Source organism: Rhodococcus sp. IEGM 1372, from assembly GCF_030056835.1.
Taxonomy (GTDB): domain Bacteria; phylum Actinomycetota; class Actinomycetes; order Mycobacteriales; family Mycobacteriaceae; genus Rhodococcoides.
The window spans coordinates 117182-137884 of record NZ_JASHKS010000007.1 but is presented as its reverse complement, the minus strand read 5'-3'; the positions used below and the strand labels follow the sequence as shown (position 1 = coordinate 137884).

Sequence of the window (20703 nt, the reverse complement as noted above, 5' to 3'; positions counted from 1 at the left end):
CTTCCATGTGCGGTGCCGTTACCGGGCCACGGTGCGACTGTCACCTCGGAATTCGGCGATCAGCTCGTCTCGGCACGTGACCGACACGTCGTACAGACCGTTGCGGCCGAACCTCGCACGCTCGACGGCGTCGGCGACCAGGACGTCACCGGCCTTCGTCGGACGGAGATAGCGAATGTCGCATCGCGCCGCCACGGCCGAGTCCTCGTGTGAATTGCAGGCCATCGCGAACGTCGTGTCCGCCAACAGAAAGACATAGCCGCCGTGCGTGATGGCGTAGCCGTTGACCATGTCCTCGGTGACGACCATGGACATTCTCGCGTGCCCGGGTGAGAGCTCGATCAATTCGATTCCGAGCTTGCGGGACGCGGCGTCGACCTCGAACATCTCTCGCGCGATCATCGAATCATTCACGACTGCAACACCGATCGCTCATTCTGGGTGAACATGACGGCCCCACCGGTCGCGAAGTTGCGCAGATCTTTGCCTGCCGCCTTCATCTCGGGCGAGGACAGTCCTGCCTTCAGCGACGCCTCGTCCGCGAAGTACAGGCTGGCGATCGCGTAGTACGGCGGTGGTGAGTCGTCGAGCGAGTCCAGGGTGCCCCAGGTGAAGTCGACCAGGCCGGGAACGGCACGAGCGAGGGGCACGTGCACGTCGGCGTAGTGCCGATCGAATGCGGCAGGGTCCTCGGGCATTCCGTAACAGACGGCAACGCGAATACTCATGATGCGTCCTCGGGCTTCGCAACCAGGGTCAGCACGTCGTAGGTGGCGACCGATTCGTCGTTCTGGTTCACAACCACTGCGTCCCAACGCACCTCACCGTAGTCGGCGCTCTGACGCGGGGTGATCAGCTTGGCCGTGAGCGTCACCGTCAGCGAATCCTCGGCCTTGACGGGTGTGAGAAAACGAAGGTTGTCGACGCCGAAGTTCGCGAGCACGGGACCTGGTGCCGGGTCGACGAACAGTCCGGCTGCAAGCGAGACCACCAGGTAGCCGTGCGCGACGATACCGCCGAACAGCGGGTTGGCGGCTGCCGCTTCGGGATCGGTGTGTGCGTAGAACGTGTCGCCGGTGAACTCGGCAAAGTGATCGATGTCTGCTCGGGTGACCTGCCGGGGTCCACCGACGATGGTGTCGCCGAGCTTCAGCTCGCCCAGGTTCTTGCGGAACGGATGCACATCGCCGGTGATGCGCGCAGAACCGGCTACCCACTTGTTGCCCACCGCAGTCAGCACGTCCGGGGTTCCTTGAATTGCTGTGCGCTGCATGTGATGCAGTACGCCGCGGATACCGCCGAGTTCTTCACCGCCGCCGGCCCGTCCGGGACCGCCGTGCACCAGGACCGGCAGCGGAGATCCGTGGCCGGTCGATTCCTTCGCATCCTCGGAGTTCAACACCAGGATGCGCCCGTGGTACGGAGCGCACCCGAGTACGAGCTCGCGTGCGATGGCCGAATCTTTGGTCACGACAGAGGCGACCAGCGAGCCCCTGCCGCGGGCGACGAGATCGAGGAGGTCTGTGGTGCTGTCGTAACCGATGACGGTAGAGACGGGCCCGAAGGCCTCGATGTCATGCGGTTCGGTCGCGGTCTTGTCTCCGGCCTTCAGCAGCACCGGTGCCATGAACGCGCCGGCCCGCTGATCCACCGTCTCCGGATCGCCGAAGACCACCGAAGCGGACTTGGTCAGTCCACGAATGGATTTGAGTACCTCGTCGCGTTGTTCGATGCTCGCCAGCGCACCCATGGTGACGCCCTCCTCTGCCGGATCACCGACGACGACCTTCTCCAGCTTTGCCTTCAGCGCCTCGATGACGGGCTCGACCGAGTCCTGCGGGACCAACACGCGCCGGATGGCCGTGCACTTCTGTCCCGCCTTGGATGTCATCTCGGCGAAGACGCCCTTGACGAACAGATCGAACTCCGGATCGCCCTGCGCAACATCGGAAGCCAGAATCGACGCGTTCAGAGAGTCGGCCTCGGCCGTGAAGTGCAGTCCCTCGCCGACGACCTTGGGGTGCGAGCGCAGAGTCGCTGCAGTATCGGCACTTCCGGTGAACGCTACGGAGTCCTGACCGCCGAGGTGATCGAGGACGCCGCGGGCACTACCGCACAGCAGTTGTACCGATCCCTCGGGCAAGAGTCCCGATTCGATGATGCGGCGGAACACCAGCTCGGTGAGGTACGCAGTTTGGCTGGCGGGCTTGATGATCGACGGCACGCCGGCGATGAACGCGGGTGCCAGCTTCTCCAGGAATCCCCAGACGGGGAAGTTGAAGGCGTTGATCTGCACCGCGACACCGCGCCGCGAGGTGTAGATGTGCTGACCGAGGAAGGTGCCCTTCTTGCCGAGCTGTTCGATCGCACCGTCGAGATAGACAGTGTCGTTGGGCAGCTCGCGCCGAGCCTTGCTCGCGTAGCTCAACACGGTGCCGAAGCCGCCGTCGATGTCGACGCCGGAATCACGGACGGTGGCTCCGGTATGTCGGGAGAGTTGATAGAACTCCTCCTTGCCGGCCATCAGCGTCAGGCCCAACTGCTTCAGCAGCGCCGCGCGATCGTGGAACGTCGAGGCGGCGAGGGCCGGGCCGCCGACAGTTCTGGCGTAGTCGACCATGCCGGCAACGTCGAGACCGCTGGAGGACACCCGAGCGATCTCGCTGCCGTCGACGGCGCTCAGCAGCGGCGTTCCCTCGTCGGTCGCGGAATACCACGCTCCCTGGGCATAGCTTTCCAGAAGTCTGCTCACAACGCCTCCATCTCACCGTACGTTCGGTCGGTAATTACCATCGCCGTCGAACGCCGAGATGTCAAGACTTGTCCGGCTACGTTCGACGCAACCCGTCGAAGGTCAGCGCCACCACGGCGTCGGCCAATTCCTCGACCGATCCACCGGTGCGCGGGCGGTACCACTCGATGAGCGAGTTGACCGTGCCGAATACCAGCTTCGACGCCAGTGCCGGGTCGACACCGGGACGCAGGTCGCCTTCCTCGGCGGCGGCGACCACGAGCCCGGTGACGAAGGAATCGAACTCGCGGCGACGGGCGAGGGCCCGTCGCTCGACGTCGGTGTTGCCGCGGACTCGCAGCAGCAGCGTGACGTAGGGCAGTTCGGCACACAGGATGTCCACGCTGCGTCGCACCAGGTATTCGAGGCGGTCGATGTATCGCCCGGTTGTCGCCCGATCCTCGGTCGTGACGGCGAACAGTGCATTGAGGGCCCGCGACAGCGCGAGTTCGAGCAACTCGGACTTGCCGGACACGTGGTGATAGATCGAGGACTTGGTGATACCGAGCCGCTTCGCCAGAACTTCCATGCTGGTGCCGTCGTATCCGCGGTCGTTGAAGACCTTGACCGCCACTGCCAGGAGGGAATCGAGGTCGTATCCCGGCCGCCCTGGCTGTCCGGTCTTGCGCGGCGCGCGTGCGGTTGTCATTGCCACATCTTCTCAGCCGATGGCCGATTCCACAGCACCACGGGCAGCAGACCTTGCCAAACGACCGAATGTTCGGTTATCAATGACGCAACCGTACGAAGGAGTTCGAAGTGGGCGAAGTATTTCTGGTGGCCGGCGCACGCACCCCGCACGGACGCTACGGCGGTGCGCTGTCGACCGTGCGCCCCGACGACCTGGCCGCGATCGTCGTCGCCGAGGCGGTCCGGCGCGCGGGCGTTCCCGTCGACCGAATCGACGAGGTGATTCTCGGTGCGGCGAACCAGGCAGGCGAGGACAATCGCGATGTGGCCAGAATGGCAGTTCTGCTCGCAGGACTCCCCCACACCGTGCCGGGTTACACCGTCAACCGTCTGTGTGCGAGCGGACTGACCGCAGTCGCCAACGCCGCGAGCACCATTCGGAGCGGTGAGGCCGAGATCATCGTGGCCGGTGGCGTCGAGTCCATGACGCGCGCGCCCTGGGTCATGGCCAAGCCGGGAACCGCGTGGGCCAAGCCGGGCGAGATCTTCGATACCTCCTTCGGCTGGCGCTTCACCAATCCGACCTTCGCTTCCCACGACGCGGGGACCGATCCCAAGATCACCCTGTCGATGGGCGAAACCGCCGAGGAGGTCGCGCTCAGCGAGGGCATCACCCGCGAAGAGTCCGATGCCTTCGCATTCCGCAGTCAGCAGCGTGCCATCGCCGCCCAGGATGCCGGACGCTTCGCCGATGAGATCGTGCCCGTCACGACCAAGAACGGCGAGGTCACCGAGGACGAGACACCGCGACGCGGAACCACACTCGAGAAGCTCGGCACGCTGAAGACCGTGTTCCGCAAGAACGGCATCGTCACCGCCGGAACGTCCTCACCGTTCACCGACGGTGCGTCGGCGCTGGTGGTGGCCTCCGAGGAGGCCGTGAACAAGTACGGCCTCGAGGTACGGGGCCGCATCGTCACCAGTGCGAGCGCAGGCATCGCACCGCACATCATGGGACTCGGGCCGGTGCCGTCCACACAGAAGGCACTCGCTCTCGCCGGGTGGTCTGCCGACGACCTCGGTGCCGTCGAGCTCAACGAGGCCTTCGCGGCGCAGTCACTCGGCGTCATCCGCCAGTTGAAACTGAACGAGGACATCGTCAATGCCGACGGCGGGGCCATCGCCCTCGGCCACCCCTTAGGTTCCTCCGGTGCTCGAATCCTGTTGACGCTGTTGGGCCGCATGGAACGTGAGAAGGCGTCCCGCGGGCTCGCAACGCTGTGCGTCGGCGTCGGGCAAGGCGTGTCGATGTTGATCGAGGCACCGTGAACACACTTGTCGTGGAGGAGCTGACCGACCGGGTTGTCGTCACACTGAATCGCGAGAAGCAGCGCAACGCAATCGATTCCGAGATGATCGGCGAGTTGCACGAGGTGTGCGCGCTCGTGGAGCAGGATCCCAAGATCGTCATCCTGACGGGGCAGGGCGAGCATTTCGCCGGCGGTGCCGACATCAACCAGCTGCGCGCCCGCACCCGCGACGACGCATTGCGCGGCATCAACCGAAACCTGTTCGACCGCATCGCCGCACTACCCCTGCCGACGATCGCCGCAGTCCGGGGGTACGCCCTCGGCGGTGGAGCAGAACTGTCCTACGCCTGCGACATCCGTATCGCGTCGCCGACGGCGGTGTTCGGCAATCCCGAACCGGGACTGGGCATCATGGCTGCTGCCGGGGCCAGCTACCGGTTGCCGACTTTGGTGGGAGTGTCCGTCGCCAAGCAGGTACTCCTCGGTGGCCGCACGCTCGACGCCGAGGTGGCACTGCGCTCCGGACTGGTACTGGACGTCGTCGACGAGCCGTTGGCTGCGGCGCATTCCCTCGCGGATCGCATTGCCAAACAAGCACCGCTGGCACTGAAGCTGACCAAGAAAATTCTCGATGCGCCCGGTTCACACCCGTGGGCCGACGACATCGCGCAGGCTGTTCTGTTCGAGACCGAAGACAAACAACGCCGAATGACGGCATTTCTGGAGAAGAAGAAATGACAGCTCCATCAAAGGTGGCAGTGGTCGGTGGCGGCCGCATGGGTGCAGGCATCGCGCAGGTATTCGCCGCCCTCGGTTCCACCGTCGTCATCGCCGAAGCCGCCGACCAAGAAGCGGCCCTCGGTCGAGTCTCGACCGGGTTGGATCGGGCGCACGAGCGCGGCAAACTCAGTGAGGATCCCGCTGCGATTCTCGCGCGGGTCTCCACCGTCGCCGGGCCCGCGGACCTACCCGCCGACCTCGACCTGGTGGTCGAAGCCGTGCCCGAGATTCCGGCGCTCAAGGTCGAGGTGTTGGCTCTGATAGACAAAGTCGCATCGGAAAATGCGGTCATCGCGTCGAACACCAGCTCTATCTCCATCGCCGAACTCGGCGCAGCACTGAGTGATCCGAGCCGCTTCATCGGGATGCACTTCTTCAACCCGGTTCCGGCGTCGACTCTCGTCGAGATCGTGCGCGCTCCCGCCACCTCCGCGGACGTGGTGCAGCGAGTACAGCAGTGGGTGTCGCTCCTGGGCAAGACCGAGGTGCTCGTCAACGACTCCCCCGGCTTCGCGACCTCGCGGCTCGGAGTCTGCCTCGGGCTCGAAGCCATTCGGATGTTGGAGGAAGGCGTCGCCGACGCCGAATCCATCGATCGCGCGATGGAACTCGGCTACAAGCATCCGATGGGACCGTTGCGGTCGACCGACCTCGTCGGGTTGGACGTTCGGCTCGCCATCGCAGAACACCTGGCGTCGACCCTCGGCGACAGGTTCACTCCCCCGCAGTTGTTGCGAGACATGGTTGCTCGCGGCGACATCGGACGCAAGTCCGGTCGCGGCTTTCACGATTGGACGAACACATGACGGTACGGTTCGACATCACCGACGGCTTGGCGACCATCACCCTCGCGCGCTCCGAGGCACACAACGCCCTCGACGTCGCGACGAAGGTCGCGTTGGCGGAAGCCGTCCAGAAGGCCGTTGCACCCGAGGTGCGCGCCGTGCTCATCACCGCGGAGGGCAAGAATTTCTGCGTCGGCCAGGATCTCGGCGAGCATGTCACCGCACTCGAGGCCGATCCGGCCACGGCGATGGATACCGTCGGCGAGCACTACAACCCGGTGATCCGCGGACTGGCTGCGCTCGAAGTGCCGATCGTCGTGGCCATCCCCGGCGCATGCGTCGGCGCAGGTCTCGGCATTGCACTCGCCGGAGACATTCGAGTGGCCGGCACGAAGTCCTCCTTCGCGACGGCGTTCACCGGCATCGCCCTGGCCAGCGACTCGGGGTTGAGCTACACGTTGGTCGAGGCGCTGGGATCGAGCCGGGCCGCGGGTCTGATGCTGCTCGGTGACAGGGTCACTGCCGCGCAGGCCCTCGACTGGGGTCTGGTGCATCGCGTCGTCGAGGACGGGGACGTACTCGAGACCGCGCGCACGCTCGCCACCTCCCTCGCTGCCGGCCCCACCCAGGCCTACGAGCAGGTCAAGACGCTGATCGCTCGATCCGGACTGTCCGACGCCTTGGACCGCGAGGCTCAGGCACAGACCGCTCTGGGACAGACGCAGGACCACAAGGCCGCCGTCGACGCGTTCCTGAACAAGACGAGAGCCTCCTTCGTCGGCATGTGAACAGAAACTCGACCCCTGCTACGAAGTTTCGCGCACGTGCGGCGCAGCCGCTCTTGTGCCCGGGGTCACTTCGAGGCATACTGGTTACCAACCGATCATTCGGTAATGAAAGTAGGACTTATGACCACGTCAAACACCCTGTCCGCCGTAACGCTGCAGGACGGGTTCGACGAGACCGTTGCCCGTGAGCAGCGCGTCGAGCCGCGAGACTGGATGCCCGACGGCTATCGCAAGTCGCTCATTCGGCAGATCGCCCAGCACGCGCATTCCGAGATCATCGGAATGCAGCCGGAGGGCAATTGGCTCACCCGCGCGCCGTCGCTGCGCCGCAAAGCGATTCTGATGGCCAAGGTGCAGGACGAGGCCGGCCACGGCCTCTACCTCTACTCCGCCGCGGAGACGCTCGGAGCGGACCGCGCCGACCTGACGGTCAAGCTCATCGAGGGCAAGCAGAAGTACTCCTCGATCTTCAACTACCCCACCCTCACGTACGCCGACGTGGGCACCATCGGTTGGCTCGTCGACGGTGCGGCGATCTGCAATCAGGTTCCCCTGTGCCGCAGCAGCTTCGGGCCGTACGCGCGCGCGATGATCCGCGTCTGCAAGGAAGAATCCTTCCATCAGCGCCAGGGTTACGAACTGCTCGCCACCATGATGCGCGGCACCGACGAGCAGCGCGCCATGGTTCAGGAGTCGGTGAATCGCTGGTGGTGGCCGGCACTGATGATGTTCGGCCCGCCGGACGACGAGTCCCCCAACACCGAGCAGTCCATGAAGTGGGGCATCAAGCGTCACACCAACGACGAACTGCGCCAACGCTTCGTCGACATGTCGATCCCGCAGGCGAACGCTCTGGGTGTCACGTTCCCGGACCCGGATCTGAAGTGGAACGAAGAACGTCAGTCGCACGATTTCGGCGAGCCCGACTGGTCCGAGTTCATGCAGGTGATCAAGGGCAACGGCGCCTCCAACGTCGAGCGCATCGCGAACCGTCGCGCAGCGCACGACGGCGGTGCCTGGGTCCGTGAGGCCGCAACCGCATTCGCAGCAAGGAACGCAGCATCATGAGCGAGTTCACCGCCGAGGGCGGCCACGGAGCAGTTCCCACCGACAACGTTCCGGTCGAGCCGAAAAGAGAAGCCGTCAAGGCCGATTGGCCGTTGTACGAGGTGTTCCTGCGCGGAAAGCGCGGCCTGAACCACGTGCATGTCGGATCGCTGCACGCCGCCGACGACCACATGGCACTGCGGCACGCCCGCGACGTCTACACCCGTCGCAACGAGGGCGTCAGCATCTGGGTGGTTCCGTCCAACTCCATCGTCGCGTCGTCCCCGTCGGAGAAGGATCCCTTCTTCGCACCGAGTGGCGACAAGGTGTACCGCCACCCGACGTTCTACGAGATCCCCGACAACGTCCCGCACATGTGAGACCCATTCTTCAAGAGGACAAGCACTGATGACTGATCACGACAGCGCCTACGAGGGCCTCGTCGACGAGGATTCACACGGGCAGTGGGCATTCGGAACGAGTTTCGACGATCCGCTCGCCGGAGTCGACACCACCGTCCCCGACGACGTCGACCTGAAAGCCCTTGCCGCATACTGCCTCATGCTCGGCGACGACGCGCTGATCAGCTCGCAGCGACTGGCGCAGTGGAGCACCCGCGCACCGGAGCTCGAAGAGGAAGTGGCCCTGGCCAACGTCGGCCTCGATCTCCTCGGCCAGGCTCGGCTGCTGCTGGCCCGCGCCGCCAAAGCAGACCCGACGGTGGTGCCGTTCATTTCGGACACCTCTCCCGCACCGGCCGAGGATGCACTGTCGTTCTTCCGCGACGAGGCAGATTTCCGGTGCGTGCGACTCACCGAACTCGACAACGGTGACTTCGCGAAATCCCAGGTCCGCCTGCTGGTGTTCGCGACGTGGCGGCTCGCCGTCTTCACTCGTCTGCAGGAGTCTCGCGATCCGGTTCTGGCCGCTGTCGCGAGCAAGGGCGTCAAAGAGCTGACCTACCATCGTGATTACGCCGCACGCTGGGTCGTGACGCTGGGTTGCGGAACCGATGAATCCAAGCAACGAGTGCGCGACGCCGTGACCAGAATCTGGCCGTATGTCTCCGAGCTGTTTCTCCCCACGGACGAGGAGATCGCCCTGGCCGAGGTGGGCGTTGCCGTCGACCCTCGGGATGTTCGCGAGGAGTTCGATTCCGTTCTCGCACAGGTTCTGCACGCCGCGGAGCTCGAGGCACCCGAGGGTAAATCCGTCGGGACCATCGGCGGCCGCGGAGGTCGACGTGGAATTCATACCGAAGCCTTCGGGCCGTTGATCGCCGAGATGCAGGTCGTTGCCAGGGCACATCCGGAGGGAGTCTGGTGACCACACTTCAACGAACGGCGCGTGAGATCGCCGCTACCGTGATGGATCCCGAGATGCCGCTGCTCACCCTCGACGACCTCGGCGTCCTCCGTGACGTCGAAGTCCGCGAGGACGGCAGCGTGCTCGTCACCATCACCCCGACGTACTCGGGGTGCCCGGCGATGGCGACGATGCGCGACGACATCGCGCACAAGCTGACCGATCACGGGTACTCCGACGTCGAGATCGTCACCAGCTTGACCCCGGCGTGGAGTACCGACTGGATTTCCGAGGAGGGTCTGCGCAAGCTACGCGAATCCGGTTACTCGACGCCCGGTCCTGCTCCGACCCGAACCTCCGGTCCGGTTCCGTTGACCCTGACGGTCAAACCCCGTGAGATCGCCTGCCCGCAGTGCAGTTCCGTCAACACCCGTCTGACGTCGGAGTTCGGCGCGACGCTGTGCAAGGCACAGTACCGGTGCGACGACTGCCTCGAACCCTTCGACCACGTCAAGGAAATCTGATGACCGTCACCGCCGAGCCCGTACAGAAGACCCAGCGCAACAAGCCGTTTCACACCCTGACCGTCGCCGATGTGGAATCACTGTGCGACGACGCAGTGGCCGTCACCTTCGACGTACCGGAGGATCTGCGCGAGGAATTCGACTTCAAGCCGGGTCAGTCACTGATGCTCAGCCGCACGATCGACGGTGTCGAGCATCGCCGCTCCTACTCGATCTGTGCACCCGCGGGCTCGCGTCCCCGCGTCGGCGTTCGCGAGGTCAGCGATGGCCTCTTCTCGTCCTGGCTCGTCCGCGAGGTAAAGGCCGGCGACCGCATCGACGTTCAGGGTCCGACCGGAAATTTCCATGCAGACCCGGCAGTGGCGGGCAGGCACGTTCTCATCGCGGCCGGATCCGGCATCACCCCGATGCTGTCGATCGCGGCCTCCGTGCTCGCCAACCCCGATGCCGAAGTGGTTCTTCTGTACGGCAATCGGCGCACACGTACGGTGATGTTCGCCGAGGAGATAGCCGACCTCAAAGACCAGTACGGCAGTCGATTCGACATCATTCATGTCCTGTCCCGCGAACCGCGTGAGGTCGAGTTGTTCAGCGGCAGGCTCGATGCCGAGCGCTTGCGCGAAATACTCGACACTGTCGTCGCCACACCGGACATCGATCATTTCTGGTTGTGTGGCCCCTTCGGGATGGTCAACGACGCACAGGACGTGCTGAAGGAGCTTGGTGTCGCCAAGAGCAGCATTCACCACGAACTGTTCTACGTCGACGACATTCCGCCGCCGCAGGAGAAGCACCGTGAGCCCGGCGTCACCGGGCCCAGCAGCGAGGTCACCATCATCCTCGACGGCCGTGAGGTGAAAGGCGCACTGCCTCAGGACGAGTCGATTCTCGACGCGGGAGAGCAGCTGCGCTCCGATCTTCCGTTCGCCTGCAAGGGCGGAGTGTGCGGCACGTGCCGTGCGAAGGTGACCTTCGGCGACGTCGACATGCGTCGCAACTATGCGCTCGAGGACAACGAGGTCGACGCCGGCTTCGTACTCACCTGCCAAACCTTCCCCGTCAGCGACACCGTCACCGTCGACTTCGACGCCTGATCCCCCGGAGACTGCCATGACCAGCGTCTTGTCCACCCCCACCGACACCCCCGACATCGAGTTCGCTTCTCGCGACCGGATATCCGCTCTCCAGTTGGAGCGTCTGCGGTGGTCACTGCAACACGCCTACGACAATGTGGCGCACTACAAGAAGGCCTTCGACGATGCAGGAGTGCATCCCAGCGACCTGAAGGACCTGAGCGATCTGGCGAAGTTCCCCTTCACGTCCAAGCAGGACCTGCGGGCCAACTACCCGTTCGGCATGTTCGCCGTACCGCAGAACCAGGTCTCGCGCATTCATGCATCCTCGGGCACCACCGGTCGCCCGACCGTCGTCGGCTACACCGCCAAGGACATCGACAACTGGGCCGATCTGATCGCCCGCAGTCTCCGCGCGGGTGGCGTCAAGCCGTCGGACAAGGTGCACGTGGCCTACGGGTACGGACTGTTCACCGGCGGGCTCGGCGCACACTATGGCGCAGAACGACTCGGCTGCACGGTCATTCCGATGTCCGGTGGCATGACCGATCGTCAGATCCAACTGATCCAGGACTTCGAACCCGACGCCATCCTGGTCACCCCGTCCTACATGCTGACGATTGTCGACGCCATGGTGAAGAAGGGGATCGATCCCGCGAAGACGTCGCTGAAGACCGGAGTGTTCGGTGCCGAGCCGTGGACCGAGGAGATGCGCACCGAAATCGAGAACACTCTGGCGATGGATGCCGTCGACATCTACGGCCTGTCCGAGGTGATGGGACCGGGTGTGGCGATGGAATGCGTCGAAACCAAGGACGGACTGCACATCTGGGAGGATCATTTCTACCCGGAGATCATCGATCCGGTGACCGGCGAAGTTCTGCCCGACGGCGAGGAGGGTGAATTGGTGTTCACTTCCCTGACCAAGGAAGCGATGCCGATCGTGCGGTATCGCACCCGGGATCTGACGCGTCTGCTGCCGGGCACGGCCCGCACGATGCGTCGGATGCAGAAGGTCACCGGCCGGACCGACGACATGATCATCCTGCGCGGCGTCAATCTCTTCCCGACGCAGATCGAGGAGCTCATCCTGGGTGTCCCCGCACTCGCACCTCAGTTCCAATGTGTACTCGATCGCGCAGGCCGAATGGATTCCCTGACGGTGCGGGTCGAGGCCAGGCCCGATGTGCCGTCCGATCAGTACGCCGGCCTTGGCGTGACGCTGCAGAAGCTGGTCAAGAATCGGATCGGTGTGACGGTGAACGTCGACGTACTGCCGCAGGCGGCGTTGGAGCGTTCGATCGGTAAGGCCCGCAGGCTGATCGACAACCGCCCGGTCGTATGACATGAGCCCGGTGGCACAGGATTTCGAGCAATGGCGCGAGAACGTCTCGACGGCGTTCGTGCCGCTCGACGCTGTGTCCACCGGGCAGTCTCCGTTCCAGGGCACCCTGGTGTCGTCGACGTTGGGATCGCTGCAACTGAGCGAGGTCGCCGGGCGCGAGGTGGACGTGCGGCGCACCCGCGCCACCATCAAGCGTGCCGATCCCGGCCTGATCAAGGTCGGACTGCAATTGACCGGCCGCGGCACGCTGGTTCAGAACGACCGCGAGGCCGTGCTGGAGCCGGGCGACTTCGCGGTGTACGACACCAGTGCCCCGTACGATCTGCATTTCGTCGGAGACTTCGAGATGTTCGTGGTGATGTTCCCCCGCGACGCGCTCCGCATCGATTCCCGTGAGTTGACGACTGTTGCCGCGCGTCGCATCGAGGGCGATCACGGCGTCGGCGCGTTGGTTTCGCCGTTTCTGTTCAATTTGCGCCGCAACGCCGCAGACGGAACACTGCCGGCGACGCCGATGCTCGAGAACGCGGTGCTCGACCTTCTCTGTGCTGCTCTCGACGATGCGGCTCCCCACGATGCGCCGGGTTCCACGCTACTGATCGAGGCCAAGAGCCTCGTCGAGTCGCATCTGTCCGATCCCACACTGTCCACGGCGTCGATCGCTGCGCGACTGCATATTTCGACGCGCTACTTGCAGAAGTTGTTCGAGTCCGACGGCCGTACCGTGGCCGGCTGGATCAGATCCAGGCGACTCGACCGATGCCACCGCGAACTACGCGACCCCCGCTTCGCGGCAGACAGCATCGGAACCATCTGCGCGCGAAACGGTTTGATCGATTCATCGAACTTCTCGAAACTGTTCAAGGAGACGTACGGCATGTCGCCGCGCGAGTATCGCGCCGGGTGAGGGCGTACCCGCCGCCCTCACCCGACCACGAATCACGCCCCGAGAATCAGATCCGAGGCGCGTTCACCGACCATGATGGACGGCGCGTTGGTGTTGCCCGACGGCACCGTCGGCATGACAGACGCGTCCGCGACTCGTAGGCCGTCGACTCCTCGCACTCGAAGATCAGCTCCGACAACGGAATTCGCGTCCGACTCGGCTCCCATCTTGCAGGTTCCGACCTGGTGGTGATACGTACCCGCGGTCTGGCGGACGTAGGCTCGCAGATCGTCGCGGGTGCGCGCGCTCGGTCCTGGAACCACCTCGGCCTTGCGCCAGGGTGCGAATGCGTCGGAGGCACCGATCTCGCGGCAGATTTCCACCGCGTCGACCATCGCTTCGAGGTCGTACGGATCGGCCAGGATGTTCGGATCCGCCAGCGGTAGTTCGCTCGGGTCCGAGGACGCCAGCCGCAGGGTCCCCCGCGAGCGGGGAGCGACGATGCCGGGTGCGATGGTGTAGCCGTTCTCTGGCACCGGGTATCCGTCTGCCGGGTACGGAATGTGCATGAACAGCGGCTGCAGATCCGGTGCGGCGCCGACCCATCCTGTGCTGCGGGCGTACAACTGCGCCTCGAGCAGGTTGTTGGTGCCGGCCGCGAGCGGCTCGAGTGACTCGTAGATGTTGCTGAGCAGCAGATGGTCGTGCAGGTTCTCGCCGACGCCGGGCAGGTCCACGACTGTGTCGACCCCGATAGCAGACAGGTGATCCGATGGCCCGATTCCACTGAGCATCAACGTTTTCGGTGAGCCGAGGGCTCCACCGCACAGGACCACCTCGTGGTCGGCGAACGCACGCTGTACTTCGGAGCCGCCGCGACTGAACTCGATTCCCACCGCTCGTCCGTTCTCGAGCACCACCTTGTGGACGAGCGCACCGGTGGTGACGGTCAGATCGGGATTGTTCAGCACCGGCCCGACGAAACTCTTCCACGCGCTCATCCGCTCACCGTCACGGGTGGTGGTGTGGTTGTAGCCCGCGCCCACCATCTCGTCGGCGTTGAAGTCGTCGATGAGCTTGTGCCCGTGCTCGACGGCCGCATCCACGAAGGCCGCCGCCAGTGGATGCGGGGTGCCCATGATGGACACCGGCAGTGGCCCGTCGCCGCCGTGGAACTCGTTGGCTCCGAGCTCGTGTGACTCCGAGCGCTTGAACAGGGGCAGCACGTTCTCCCACGACCACCCGGCATCGCCGGTGGCGGACGCCCACCCGTCGTAGTCGCTGGAATGTCCTCGGACGTAGATCATTCCGTTGAGGGACGAGCTGCCGCCGAGTACGCGTCCACGCGGCCAGAAGATCCGCCGATCGTTCGCGTGCTTCTGCGGGGTGGTGAACAGTCCCCAGTCCTGTGATCCGCCGAGCAGCGTCGGCCAGCCCTGGGGTGAGTGGATCGCCGGGTCGGTATCCACCGGTCCGGCTTCGATCACGTGCACGGTATGCCCGGCATCGAGCAAGCGCCGCGCGATGACGCTTCCTGCTGATCCTGCTCCGACGACGATGTAGTCGGTCGATTTATCTGTCATGACGTCGATCCTTTTGTGCTGGTGCGATTGTGGGGGTGTCTTCTACGGGCCCGTCTACAGAACGATCGTGACGACTTTTTCCTCGGTGTTGGCCTCGATACCGGCCCATCCGAGTTCACGGCCCGTGCCACTGGATTTCATACCGCCCCAGGGGAGGGCGGGATCGATTGCGGCCCAACCGTTCACCCACACAGCGCCGGACCGAACCTGCGCAGCCAGGGTGTGCGCCCTCGACACGTCGCGGGTCCAGATGCTCGCGGCCAGTCCGTACACCGTGCCGTTGGCGACGGCGATGGCCTCGTCGGCGGTATCGAACGGAATCACCGTGCCGACGGGGCCGAAAATTTCCTCCTGCGCGATCTTCATGTCGTTGTCCGCGTCGGTGAAGATCGTCGGCTCGACAAAATACCCTGCGCCGTCGGGCCGTCCGCCACCCGCCGCCACTCGCGCTCCGCCGTCGCGTCCGGCCTGGATGTACCCCAGCACGCTGTCGCGTTGCTTCGCGTTGACCAGCGCGCCCATCGTCGTCGACGGATCGAACGGATCACCCAGGACCTGAGCCGACGCCGCAGCGGCCAGACCGTCGACCACCTGCGAGTACAGCGAGCGATGCACCAGAACCCGCGTCCCGGCCGCACACACCTGGCCCTGGTTGAAGAACAATCCCATCGCGGTTCCGTTGATCGCCGCCTCGAGATCCGCGTCCTCGAGAATGATCTGCGGGGACTTGCCGCCGAGTTCGAGCGTGGTTCGCTTGAACGTATCGGCAGCTTTCTTGGCGATGAGCTTGCCGACCCGAGGGCTGCCGGTGAAGCTGATCTTGTCTACGTCCGGATGCCCGACCAACGCGTCGCCGGTCACTTCTCCAAGCCCTGGAACAACATTGACCACTCCGGCAGGTACTCCCGCCTCGTCGATCAGACGAGCCAGATGCAGGATGGACAACGGCGCGTCCTCCGGCGGCTTGACGACCACGGTGTTTCCGGCGGCCAACGCGGGCGCGAGCTTCCACGCGGCGATCATCAGCGGGGTGTTCCAGGGAACGATCATGCCGATGACGCCCACCGGCTCACGGACGGTGTACGAGTGCGTCGGCTGGCCGAAGTAGCCCGCAGTGGGGATGGAGCTGCCGGTGATCTTGTCGGCCCAGCCGGCGAAGTGCCGGAACGTGGCTGCGGCATTGGGGATGTCGAGCATCGCCGGTTGACCCACGGGCTTGCCCACGTCGAGAGCCTCGAGCCGTGCCAGCAGGTCCCCGTCACGTTCGATGAGATCGGCAATCCGGTTGAGCAGCTTCCCGCGCACTGCTCCGGGCGTCGCGCCCCATTCACCACCGAGCTGGGCACGGGCGGCACGCACCGCTGCATCGACGTCCGACGCGGTGGCTGCAGCAACTTCGGCGAGCGGCTGTTCCGTCGTGGGGTTGATGTCGGTGAACGTGCCTCCGTCGGAAGCGCCGTGCCACTGCCCCGCGATGTAGAGCTCGGTGGCGGTGTCGGTCGGCAACGACGGTGCGGCCGATTCCTGGACTGCAGTCATGTGTGTTGGCTCCTTCTCGGGTGCCGATCGCGGCACCTGTGGCGTGTCCGGTCCAGACTGCGCCCGGACAGGCGAGGAGGTCTTGTGTGATCGCGCACACATTGTGCGGTAGATGCGCACCGCCGATCGACCTCCTCGCGTGACGATCGTGTGTCGAGACACCCGGCCCCGGTTACCGCCGTGTTTCACCGCCCTGGCATGCGACGGAGAGTCAACTATTCCGACACTTCGAGGCCATCCATCGGCCTCTCAGCAGGCAAAACTGGTGCCCTCCCATACGAAAGGCCCGCAATGACACACCACCAGTTTCGCGCCGCAGCAGTCCAGGCCGCGCCGGTATTTCTCGATCTCGACGCGTCGATCGACAAGGCGATCGGCCTGATCGAGGACGCGGCCCGCGCCGGAGCCGAGCTCATCGCATTTCCCGAGACCTACCTGCCCGGCTATCCCTGGTACATCTGGCTCGACGCACCGGCGTGGGGGTTTCAGTTCACGCAGCGCTACTTCGACAACTCACTGGAGTACGGAACACCGCAGGCGGCTCGAATTGCGCAGGCCGCCAAGGACAATCACATCATGGTCGTGATGGGCCTGAGCGAGCGATACAAGGCCAGCCTCTACATCGCCCAGTGGATCATCGACGCCCAAGGCAAGACCGTCGCGATGCGCCGCAAGCTCAAGCCGACTCACGTCGAACGCACCGTGTACGGCGAAGGTGACGGCTCCGACCTGTCGGTATACGACACCGACCTCGGACGCGTCGGCGCACTGTGCTGCTGGGAGCACCTGCAACCGTTGTCGAAGTACGCGATGTACGCCCAGAACGAGCAGGTGCACATCGGTGCCTGGCCCAGCTTCTCGCTCTACACCGGCGCGGCCTACGCCCTCGGGCCGGAGGTCAACACCGCTGCCAGCCGCATCTACGCCGTCGAAGGCGGCTGCTTCGTCATCAGTCCCTGCGCGACCGTCTCCCCCGAGATGATCGACATCATGTGCACCGACGACGCCAAGCGCGCGATGCTCACCGCAGGCGGCGGTCATGCCCGCATCTTCGCGCCCGACGGCCAACTGATGCACGAGCCGCTCGCACCCGACGCGGAAGGCATCGTCTACGCCGACATCGACACCAGCCTCATTTCGATCGCCAAGGCCGCCGCCGACCCGGCCGGCCACTACTCCCGTTCCGACGTGACACGGTTGTGGCTCAACAAGACTCCGGGCGACCGCGTCGTTCAGGGGACGCAGCCCGGTGCGAATACGCGCTACGACTTCACCGAGGACGTCGCGGCCGAGCTACGTCTGGAGATCACCGAGCAGCTCGCTCTCGACGAGGGCGCCGCTCGTGTCTGAACTCGAGTCGGCAATTCCCGCCCATCTCGTCGTTCCCCGGTCGTGTCCGCGTCGCACACCCGAGGGCTACCAGCCACCCTTCCCGTCGTACGTCGCCCGCTTTCCGGTATCCACCGAACGAGTCGTGATGGGCTACTTCGGAATACAGGGCATGCCCGACGCTTCCCCGTGGGGTGACGAGGGCCCATCCCGAAGGGACCGAGCCCGGTACACCGACGAGGAGGGCATCGACACGACGGTGTTCATCGGCTACTGGGACGACGTCGCAGTGTTCGACCGCTGGTTCGATACCGTCGGTCGGCACTGGACCAGCGTCGGAGGCCGCTTCGTCGAAATCATCAGACCGACCGTCGACCGCTACGAGACACTCTTCTCCTCCACCGGCCGCATGGAAGGTGTTGCCACTCTGACGGATTCGCTCAGTGGTTCCATCGAGGAACATGCCTACTGGGGCGGGGTCCGGGATCGAATCCCGTTGTCGCAGAGCGACTCACTTGCTCCCAGCGGGAAGCCGGAACTTGCTCGCGACGGCGACAGGGTCAGGATCGTGCCGCAGGAGAACATCTGCCTCATTCGATCCGGGCAGGACTGGGTCGATACAGCCGGGTCCGAACGAGAGATGTACCTGCGGGACGTCGAACCGGTGTTGCGCGCCGGCATGGACTTTCTTCGCGACGACGGCCTGGACATCGGTTGCTTCGCCAACCGATACATGACGGTGGTCGACGACAACGGCGTCGATACCGACAAATCGTTCGGCATGAGTTGGTGGCGCAGTCTGAGCGACCTCGAAGCATGGGCCGAGTCGCATCCGACGCATGTCGCCATCTTCGGTGCCGCGCTGAAGTATCTGTCGACGATGGGGCCCGCGGCGTCGCTACGGCTCTATCACGAGGTGACCGTCGCGGCGGCGGACGAGCAGTACTTCGAGTATTTCGGCTGCCACGACCGCACGGGTCTACTGCGTACCGCTGCGGAGCGTTCTACCCTGTGAGGAGACGGGAGGTACCTGACATGGCCGATCCGCTGCGCACCGACTCCGTCGATCTGGCCGACAGCGTCGATTTCTGGACCGCTGCGGTGAGTCGGACGTACGTCGATCTCGAGTGCACGATTCCCGAGAACGCGTCGGCCATCACCGGGCATATCGAGTCCACCGGACTTGCGACTCTCGGATTGTCGCGAGTGTCTGCGACAGCTCAGACCGTGCTGCGGACGCCTGCAGGTATCTCCCGAACCAGTGACGACTACTTTCTGGTCAGCGTCCAGACGTCGGGAACGGGGTTCGTCGTCCAGGACGACCGCACGGCGGTCCTGCAACCGGGAGACTTCGCGCTCTACGACACCACCCGGCCGTACAGTCTTCGCTTCGACGACCCGTTTGCCCAGTACGTGCTGATGCTCCCCGGAGCAACGCTGCGAACGCTCGTCCGGGACACGGGTTCGCTGACCGCGCGGGCGGTGTCCGGACGGCAAGGCGCAGGAAAACTGCTCGTGAGCATGATCTCGTCGATCATGGACGACGCCGACATGAGTACCGCGTCGGCCGAGGCCGTGTCGCAGAGCGTCGAGTACATCCTGGTCGCAGGCCTGGTCGGGCTGACCGGGGTCGAGAAGCCAGCACCGTATGCAGCGTCCGAGAGACTCGGCGAGATCAAGCGTGCGATGACGGCGCGGCTCAGAGATCCGGACCTGACCGTGACGGAAGTGGCCGCCTCCCTGCACTTGTCGCTGAGTACGGTGCATCGAGCGTTCGCCGGTGAGCCGTGTACCGCCAGTGAGTGGATCTGGATGCAGCGACTCGACGGCGTCAAACGGGCTCTGTGCGAGCCACAGAATGCCCGCACCACCATCGGAGCCCTGGCGGCATCGTGGGGATTCACCGACCCGGCGCACTTCAGCCGCGCCTTTCGGGCGCGCTTCGGGTGCACTCCCAAGGACTTTCGCGACACCAACCGCGGGTGAGCTCAGATCCCGAGCGATCCGGCCAGTGTCGGCCAGCTCTTGGGCAGTTGTTCCACCCAGTAGGGCCAGGAGTGGGTTCCGGTTTCGGTGAAGTCGAACGTCGCGGGGATGTTCAACTGGCTCAGTCGATCCGCCAGCCGATGGGTGCAGTAGTTCGCGCCCACCTCGATGAGACCACCGACCACCACCACGTCGAGCGCCGACGCGCTGTCGAAACTTTCGTGGCGGCCCGGCGCTCCCGTTCCCACCGACACGTACACGTCGGTGCCGCGCAGGCTTTCGGCATTGACCACCGAATCATGTTGCGCCCAGGCAGGATCGAGAGGACCGCCCCACATGTTGTCCGCATTGCCGCCGAACGCTCCGACGATCGCGCGGATACTCGCCTGCCCCATGGGCTCCGAGGAGGCGAAACACCCGCTGTACGACGCCACCCCGGAGTAGACATCGGGATTACGTGCGGCCAGCATCATGGCCGACTGTGCCCCCATCGACAGCCCGGCAATCGCGTTGCGTCCGTTGCCGTCCACAGACGCGTCGATCAGCGGAGGAAGCTCCTCGGTCAGGAACGTTTCCCATTGATAGCGGCCGAGTTTCGGATCGTCCCGTTGCCAGTCGGTGTAGAAGCTGCCCGGTCCGGCCAGCGGTAGCACGACGTTGACGTTCTTGTCAGCGAAGAATTCGGCCGCTCCGCCCTTGCGGAGCCACATGCTGTTGTTCGGATCCTCTTCGCCGATTCCGCTGAGCATGTACAAAGTCGGCCGCGATCCGGTCTTCGCTGCCGGAGTCAGCACCTGCACGTCGACAACGGCCCCCATCGCAGGCGATTCGACACTCAGCGTGCGCAGGGTGTCGGATGCGATCACGGTATCGACGATGCGGGCGGCCGAGACGGCAGGATTGGCGGACACAATGCCGACCGAGGACACGGACAGCGCGGCGGCGACGGCGAACGTGGTGAAGATGCGTCGACGACGCATGGCGATCCTCTCGGGATTTGTC

Annotated in this window: 21 protein-coding genes; 14 read left to right on the top strand and 7 right to left on the bottom strand. The window is 64.8% G+C overall.

The window, feature by feature from the left end:
• Positions 1-18: 18 nt before the first annotated feature.
• The 4 genes from paaI to QM590_RS10055 form a co-directional block, all read right to left on the bottom strand.
• Positions 19-387: a hydroxyphenylacetyl-CoA thioesterase PaaI gene (gene paaI, locus QM590_RS10070; protein WP_222095555.1), complete on the bottom strand. Its 369-nt coding sequence runs from the start codon at positions 385-387 to the stop codon at positions 19-21.
• Positions 388-410: 23 nt separating this feature from the next.
• Positions 411-728 (bottom strand): EthD family reductase, encoded by a 318-nt coding sequence (locus tag QM590_RS10065; RefSeq protein ID WP_269594691.1) that lies wholly within the window; start codon positions 726-728, stop codon positions 411-413.
• A complete protein-coding gene (gene paaZ / locus QM590_RS10060; RefSeq protein WP_269594692.1) occupies positions 725-2752 on the bottom strand; it encodes a phenylacetic acid degradation bifunctional protein PaaZ in 2028 nt (675 codons plus the stop codon). Before paaZ ends, QM590_RS10065 begins: the two co-directional genes overlap by 4 nt.
• Positions 2753-2828: 76 nt before the next feature.
• Positions 2829-3440 (bottom strand): TetR/AcrR family transcriptional regulator, encoded by a 612-nt coding sequence (locus QM590_RS10055; protein ID WP_032380646.1) that lies wholly within the window; start codon positions 3438-3440, stop codon positions 2829-2831.
• Between the two features lie 110 nt (positions 3441-3550).
• On the opposite strand from QM590_RS10055, the gene QM590_RS10050 reads away from it, so the two are divergent.
• From QM590_RS10050 to QM590_RS10000, 11 genes are all read left to right on the top strand, one after another.
• Positions 3551-4750, top strand: coding sequence for a thiolase family protein (locus QM590_RS10050; protein ID WP_269594693.1), 1200 nt, complete (start codon positions 3551-3553; stop codon positions 4748-4750).
• Entirely contained in the window at positions 4747-5469 is a 723-nt protein-coding gene (locus tag QM590_RS10045; RefSeq protein ID WP_094687555.1) for an enoyl-CoA hydratase/isomerase family protein, read from the top strand. Before QM590_RS10050 ends, QM590_RS10045 begins: the two co-directional genes overlap by 4 nt.
• On the top strand, positions 5466-6317 hold the full coding sequence (locus QM590_RS10040) for a 3-hydroxyacyl-CoA dehydrogenase family protein (RefSeq protein WP_094668623.1): 852 nt from the start codon (positions 5466-5468) through the stop codon (positions 6315-6317). The genes QM590_RS10045 and QM590_RS10040 overlap by 4 nt, the downstream gene beginning before the upstream one ends.
• Positions 6314-7084: an enoyl-CoA hydratase/isomerase family protein gene (locus QM590_RS10035; protein WP_269594694.1), complete on the top strand. Its 771-nt coding sequence runs from the start codon at positions 6314-6316 to the stop codon at positions 7082-7084. Before QM590_RS10040 ends, QM590_RS10035 begins: the two co-directional genes overlap by 4 nt.
• A 120-nt stretch (positions 7085-7204) precedes the next feature.
• Positions 7205-8152, top strand: a complete 948-nt coding sequence (paaA, locus tag QM590_RS10030; RefSeq protein WP_269594695.1) for a 1,2-phenylacetyl-CoA epoxidase subunit PaaA — start codon at positions 7205-7207, stop codon at positions 8150-8152.
• Positions 8149-8511, top strand: a complete 363-nt coding sequence (paaB, locus tag QM590_RS10025; protein ID WP_094638826.1) for a 1,2-phenylacetyl-CoA epoxidase subunit PaaB — start codon at positions 8149-8151, stop codon at positions 8509-8511. The genes paaA and paaB overlap by 4 nt, the downstream gene beginning before the upstream one ends.
• Positions 8512-8539: 28 nt before the next feature.
• On the top strand, positions 8540-9457 hold the full coding sequence (gene paaC, locus QM590_RS10020; RefSeq protein ID WP_269594696.1) for a 1,2-phenylacetyl-CoA epoxidase subunit PaaC: 918 nt from the start codon (positions 8540-8542) through the stop codon (positions 9455-9457).
• A gap of 41 nt (positions 9458-9498) precedes the next feature.
• Positions 9499-9960, top strand: a complete 462-nt coding sequence (gene paaD / locus QM590_RS10015; RefSeq protein WP_373454764.1) for a 1,2-phenylacetyl-CoA epoxidase subunit PaaD — start codon at positions 9499-9501, stop codon at positions 9958-9960.
• Positions 9960-11054, top strand: a complete 1095-nt coding sequence (paaE, locus tag QM590_RS10010; RefSeq protein ID WP_269594697.1) for a 1,2-phenylacetyl-CoA epoxidase subunit PaaE — start codon at positions 9960-9962, stop codon at positions 11052-11054. The genes paaD and paaE overlap by 1 nt, the downstream gene beginning before the upstream one ends.
• 16 nt (positions 11055-11070) lie before the next feature.
• On the top strand, positions 11071-12378 hold the full coding sequence (gene paaK / locus QM590_RS10005) for a phenylacetate--CoA ligase PaaK (RefSeq protein WP_269594698.1): 1308 nt from the start codon (positions 11071-11073) through the stop codon (positions 12376-12378).
• 1 nt (position 12379) lies between these two features.
• On the top strand, positions 12380-13285 hold the full coding sequence (locus QM590_RS10000) for an AraC-like ligand-binding domain-containing protein (RefSeq protein ID WP_269594699.1): 906 nt from the start codon (positions 12380-12382) through the stop codon (positions 13283-13285).
• Positions 13286-13317: 32 nt separating this feature from the next.
• On the opposite strand, the gene QM590_RS09995 is transcribed toward QM590_RS10000, so the two are convergent.
• Together QM590_RS09995 and styD are read right to left on the bottom strand one after the other, a co-directional pair.
• Entirely contained in the window at positions 13318-14847 is a 1530-nt protein-coding gene (locus QM590_RS09995) for a GMC family oxidoreductase (RefSeq protein ID WP_269594700.1), read from the bottom strand.
• 54 nt (positions 14848-14901) lie between these two features.
• Positions 14902-16386 (bottom strand): phenylacetaldehyde dehydrogenase StyD, encoded by a 1485-nt coding sequence (gene styD, locus QM590_RS09990; RefSeq protein WP_269594701.1) that lies wholly within the window; start codon positions 16384-16386, stop codon positions 14902-14904.
• Between the two features lie 291 nt (positions 16387-16677).
• Between styD and QM590_RS09985 the strand changes: the two genes are divergently transcribed.
• The 3 genes from QM590_RS09985 to QM590_RS09975 are packed head-to-tail and all read left to right on the top strand — an operon-like array spanning position 16678 to position 19701.
• Positions 16678-17736 carry a carbon-nitrogen hydrolase family protein gene (locus QM590_RS09985; RefSeq protein ID WP_269594702.1) on the top strand — a complete coding sequence of 353 codons (1059 nt, stop codon included), beginning with the start codon at positions 16678-16680 and terminating at the stop codon, positions 17734-17736.
• Positions 17729-18730: a phenylacetaldoxime dehydratase family protein gene (locus tag QM590_RS09980; protein WP_269594703.1), complete on the top strand. Its 1002-nt coding sequence runs from the start codon at positions 17729-17731 to the stop codon at positions 18728-18730. The genes QM590_RS09985 and QM590_RS09980 overlap by 8 nt, the downstream gene beginning before the upstream one ends.
• Positions 18731-18750: 20 nt before the next feature.
• Positions 18751-19701 carry an AraC-like ligand-binding domain-containing protein gene (locus QM590_RS09975; protein ID WP_269594704.1) on the top strand — a complete coding sequence of 317 codons (951 nt, stop codon included), beginning with the start codon at positions 18751-18753 and terminating at the stop codon, positions 19699-19701.
• A gap of 2 nt (positions 19702-19703) precedes the next feature.
• On the opposite strand, the gene QM590_RS09970 is transcribed toward QM590_RS09975, so the two are convergent.
• The gene (locus QM590_RS09970) at positions 19704-20681 is read right to left on the bottom strand and encodes an alpha/beta hydrolase (protein ID WP_269594771.1); all 978 of its coding nucleotides are present in this window, start codon (positions 20679-20681) and stop codon (positions 19704-19706) included.
• Positions 20682-20703: the final 22 nt, after the last annotated feature.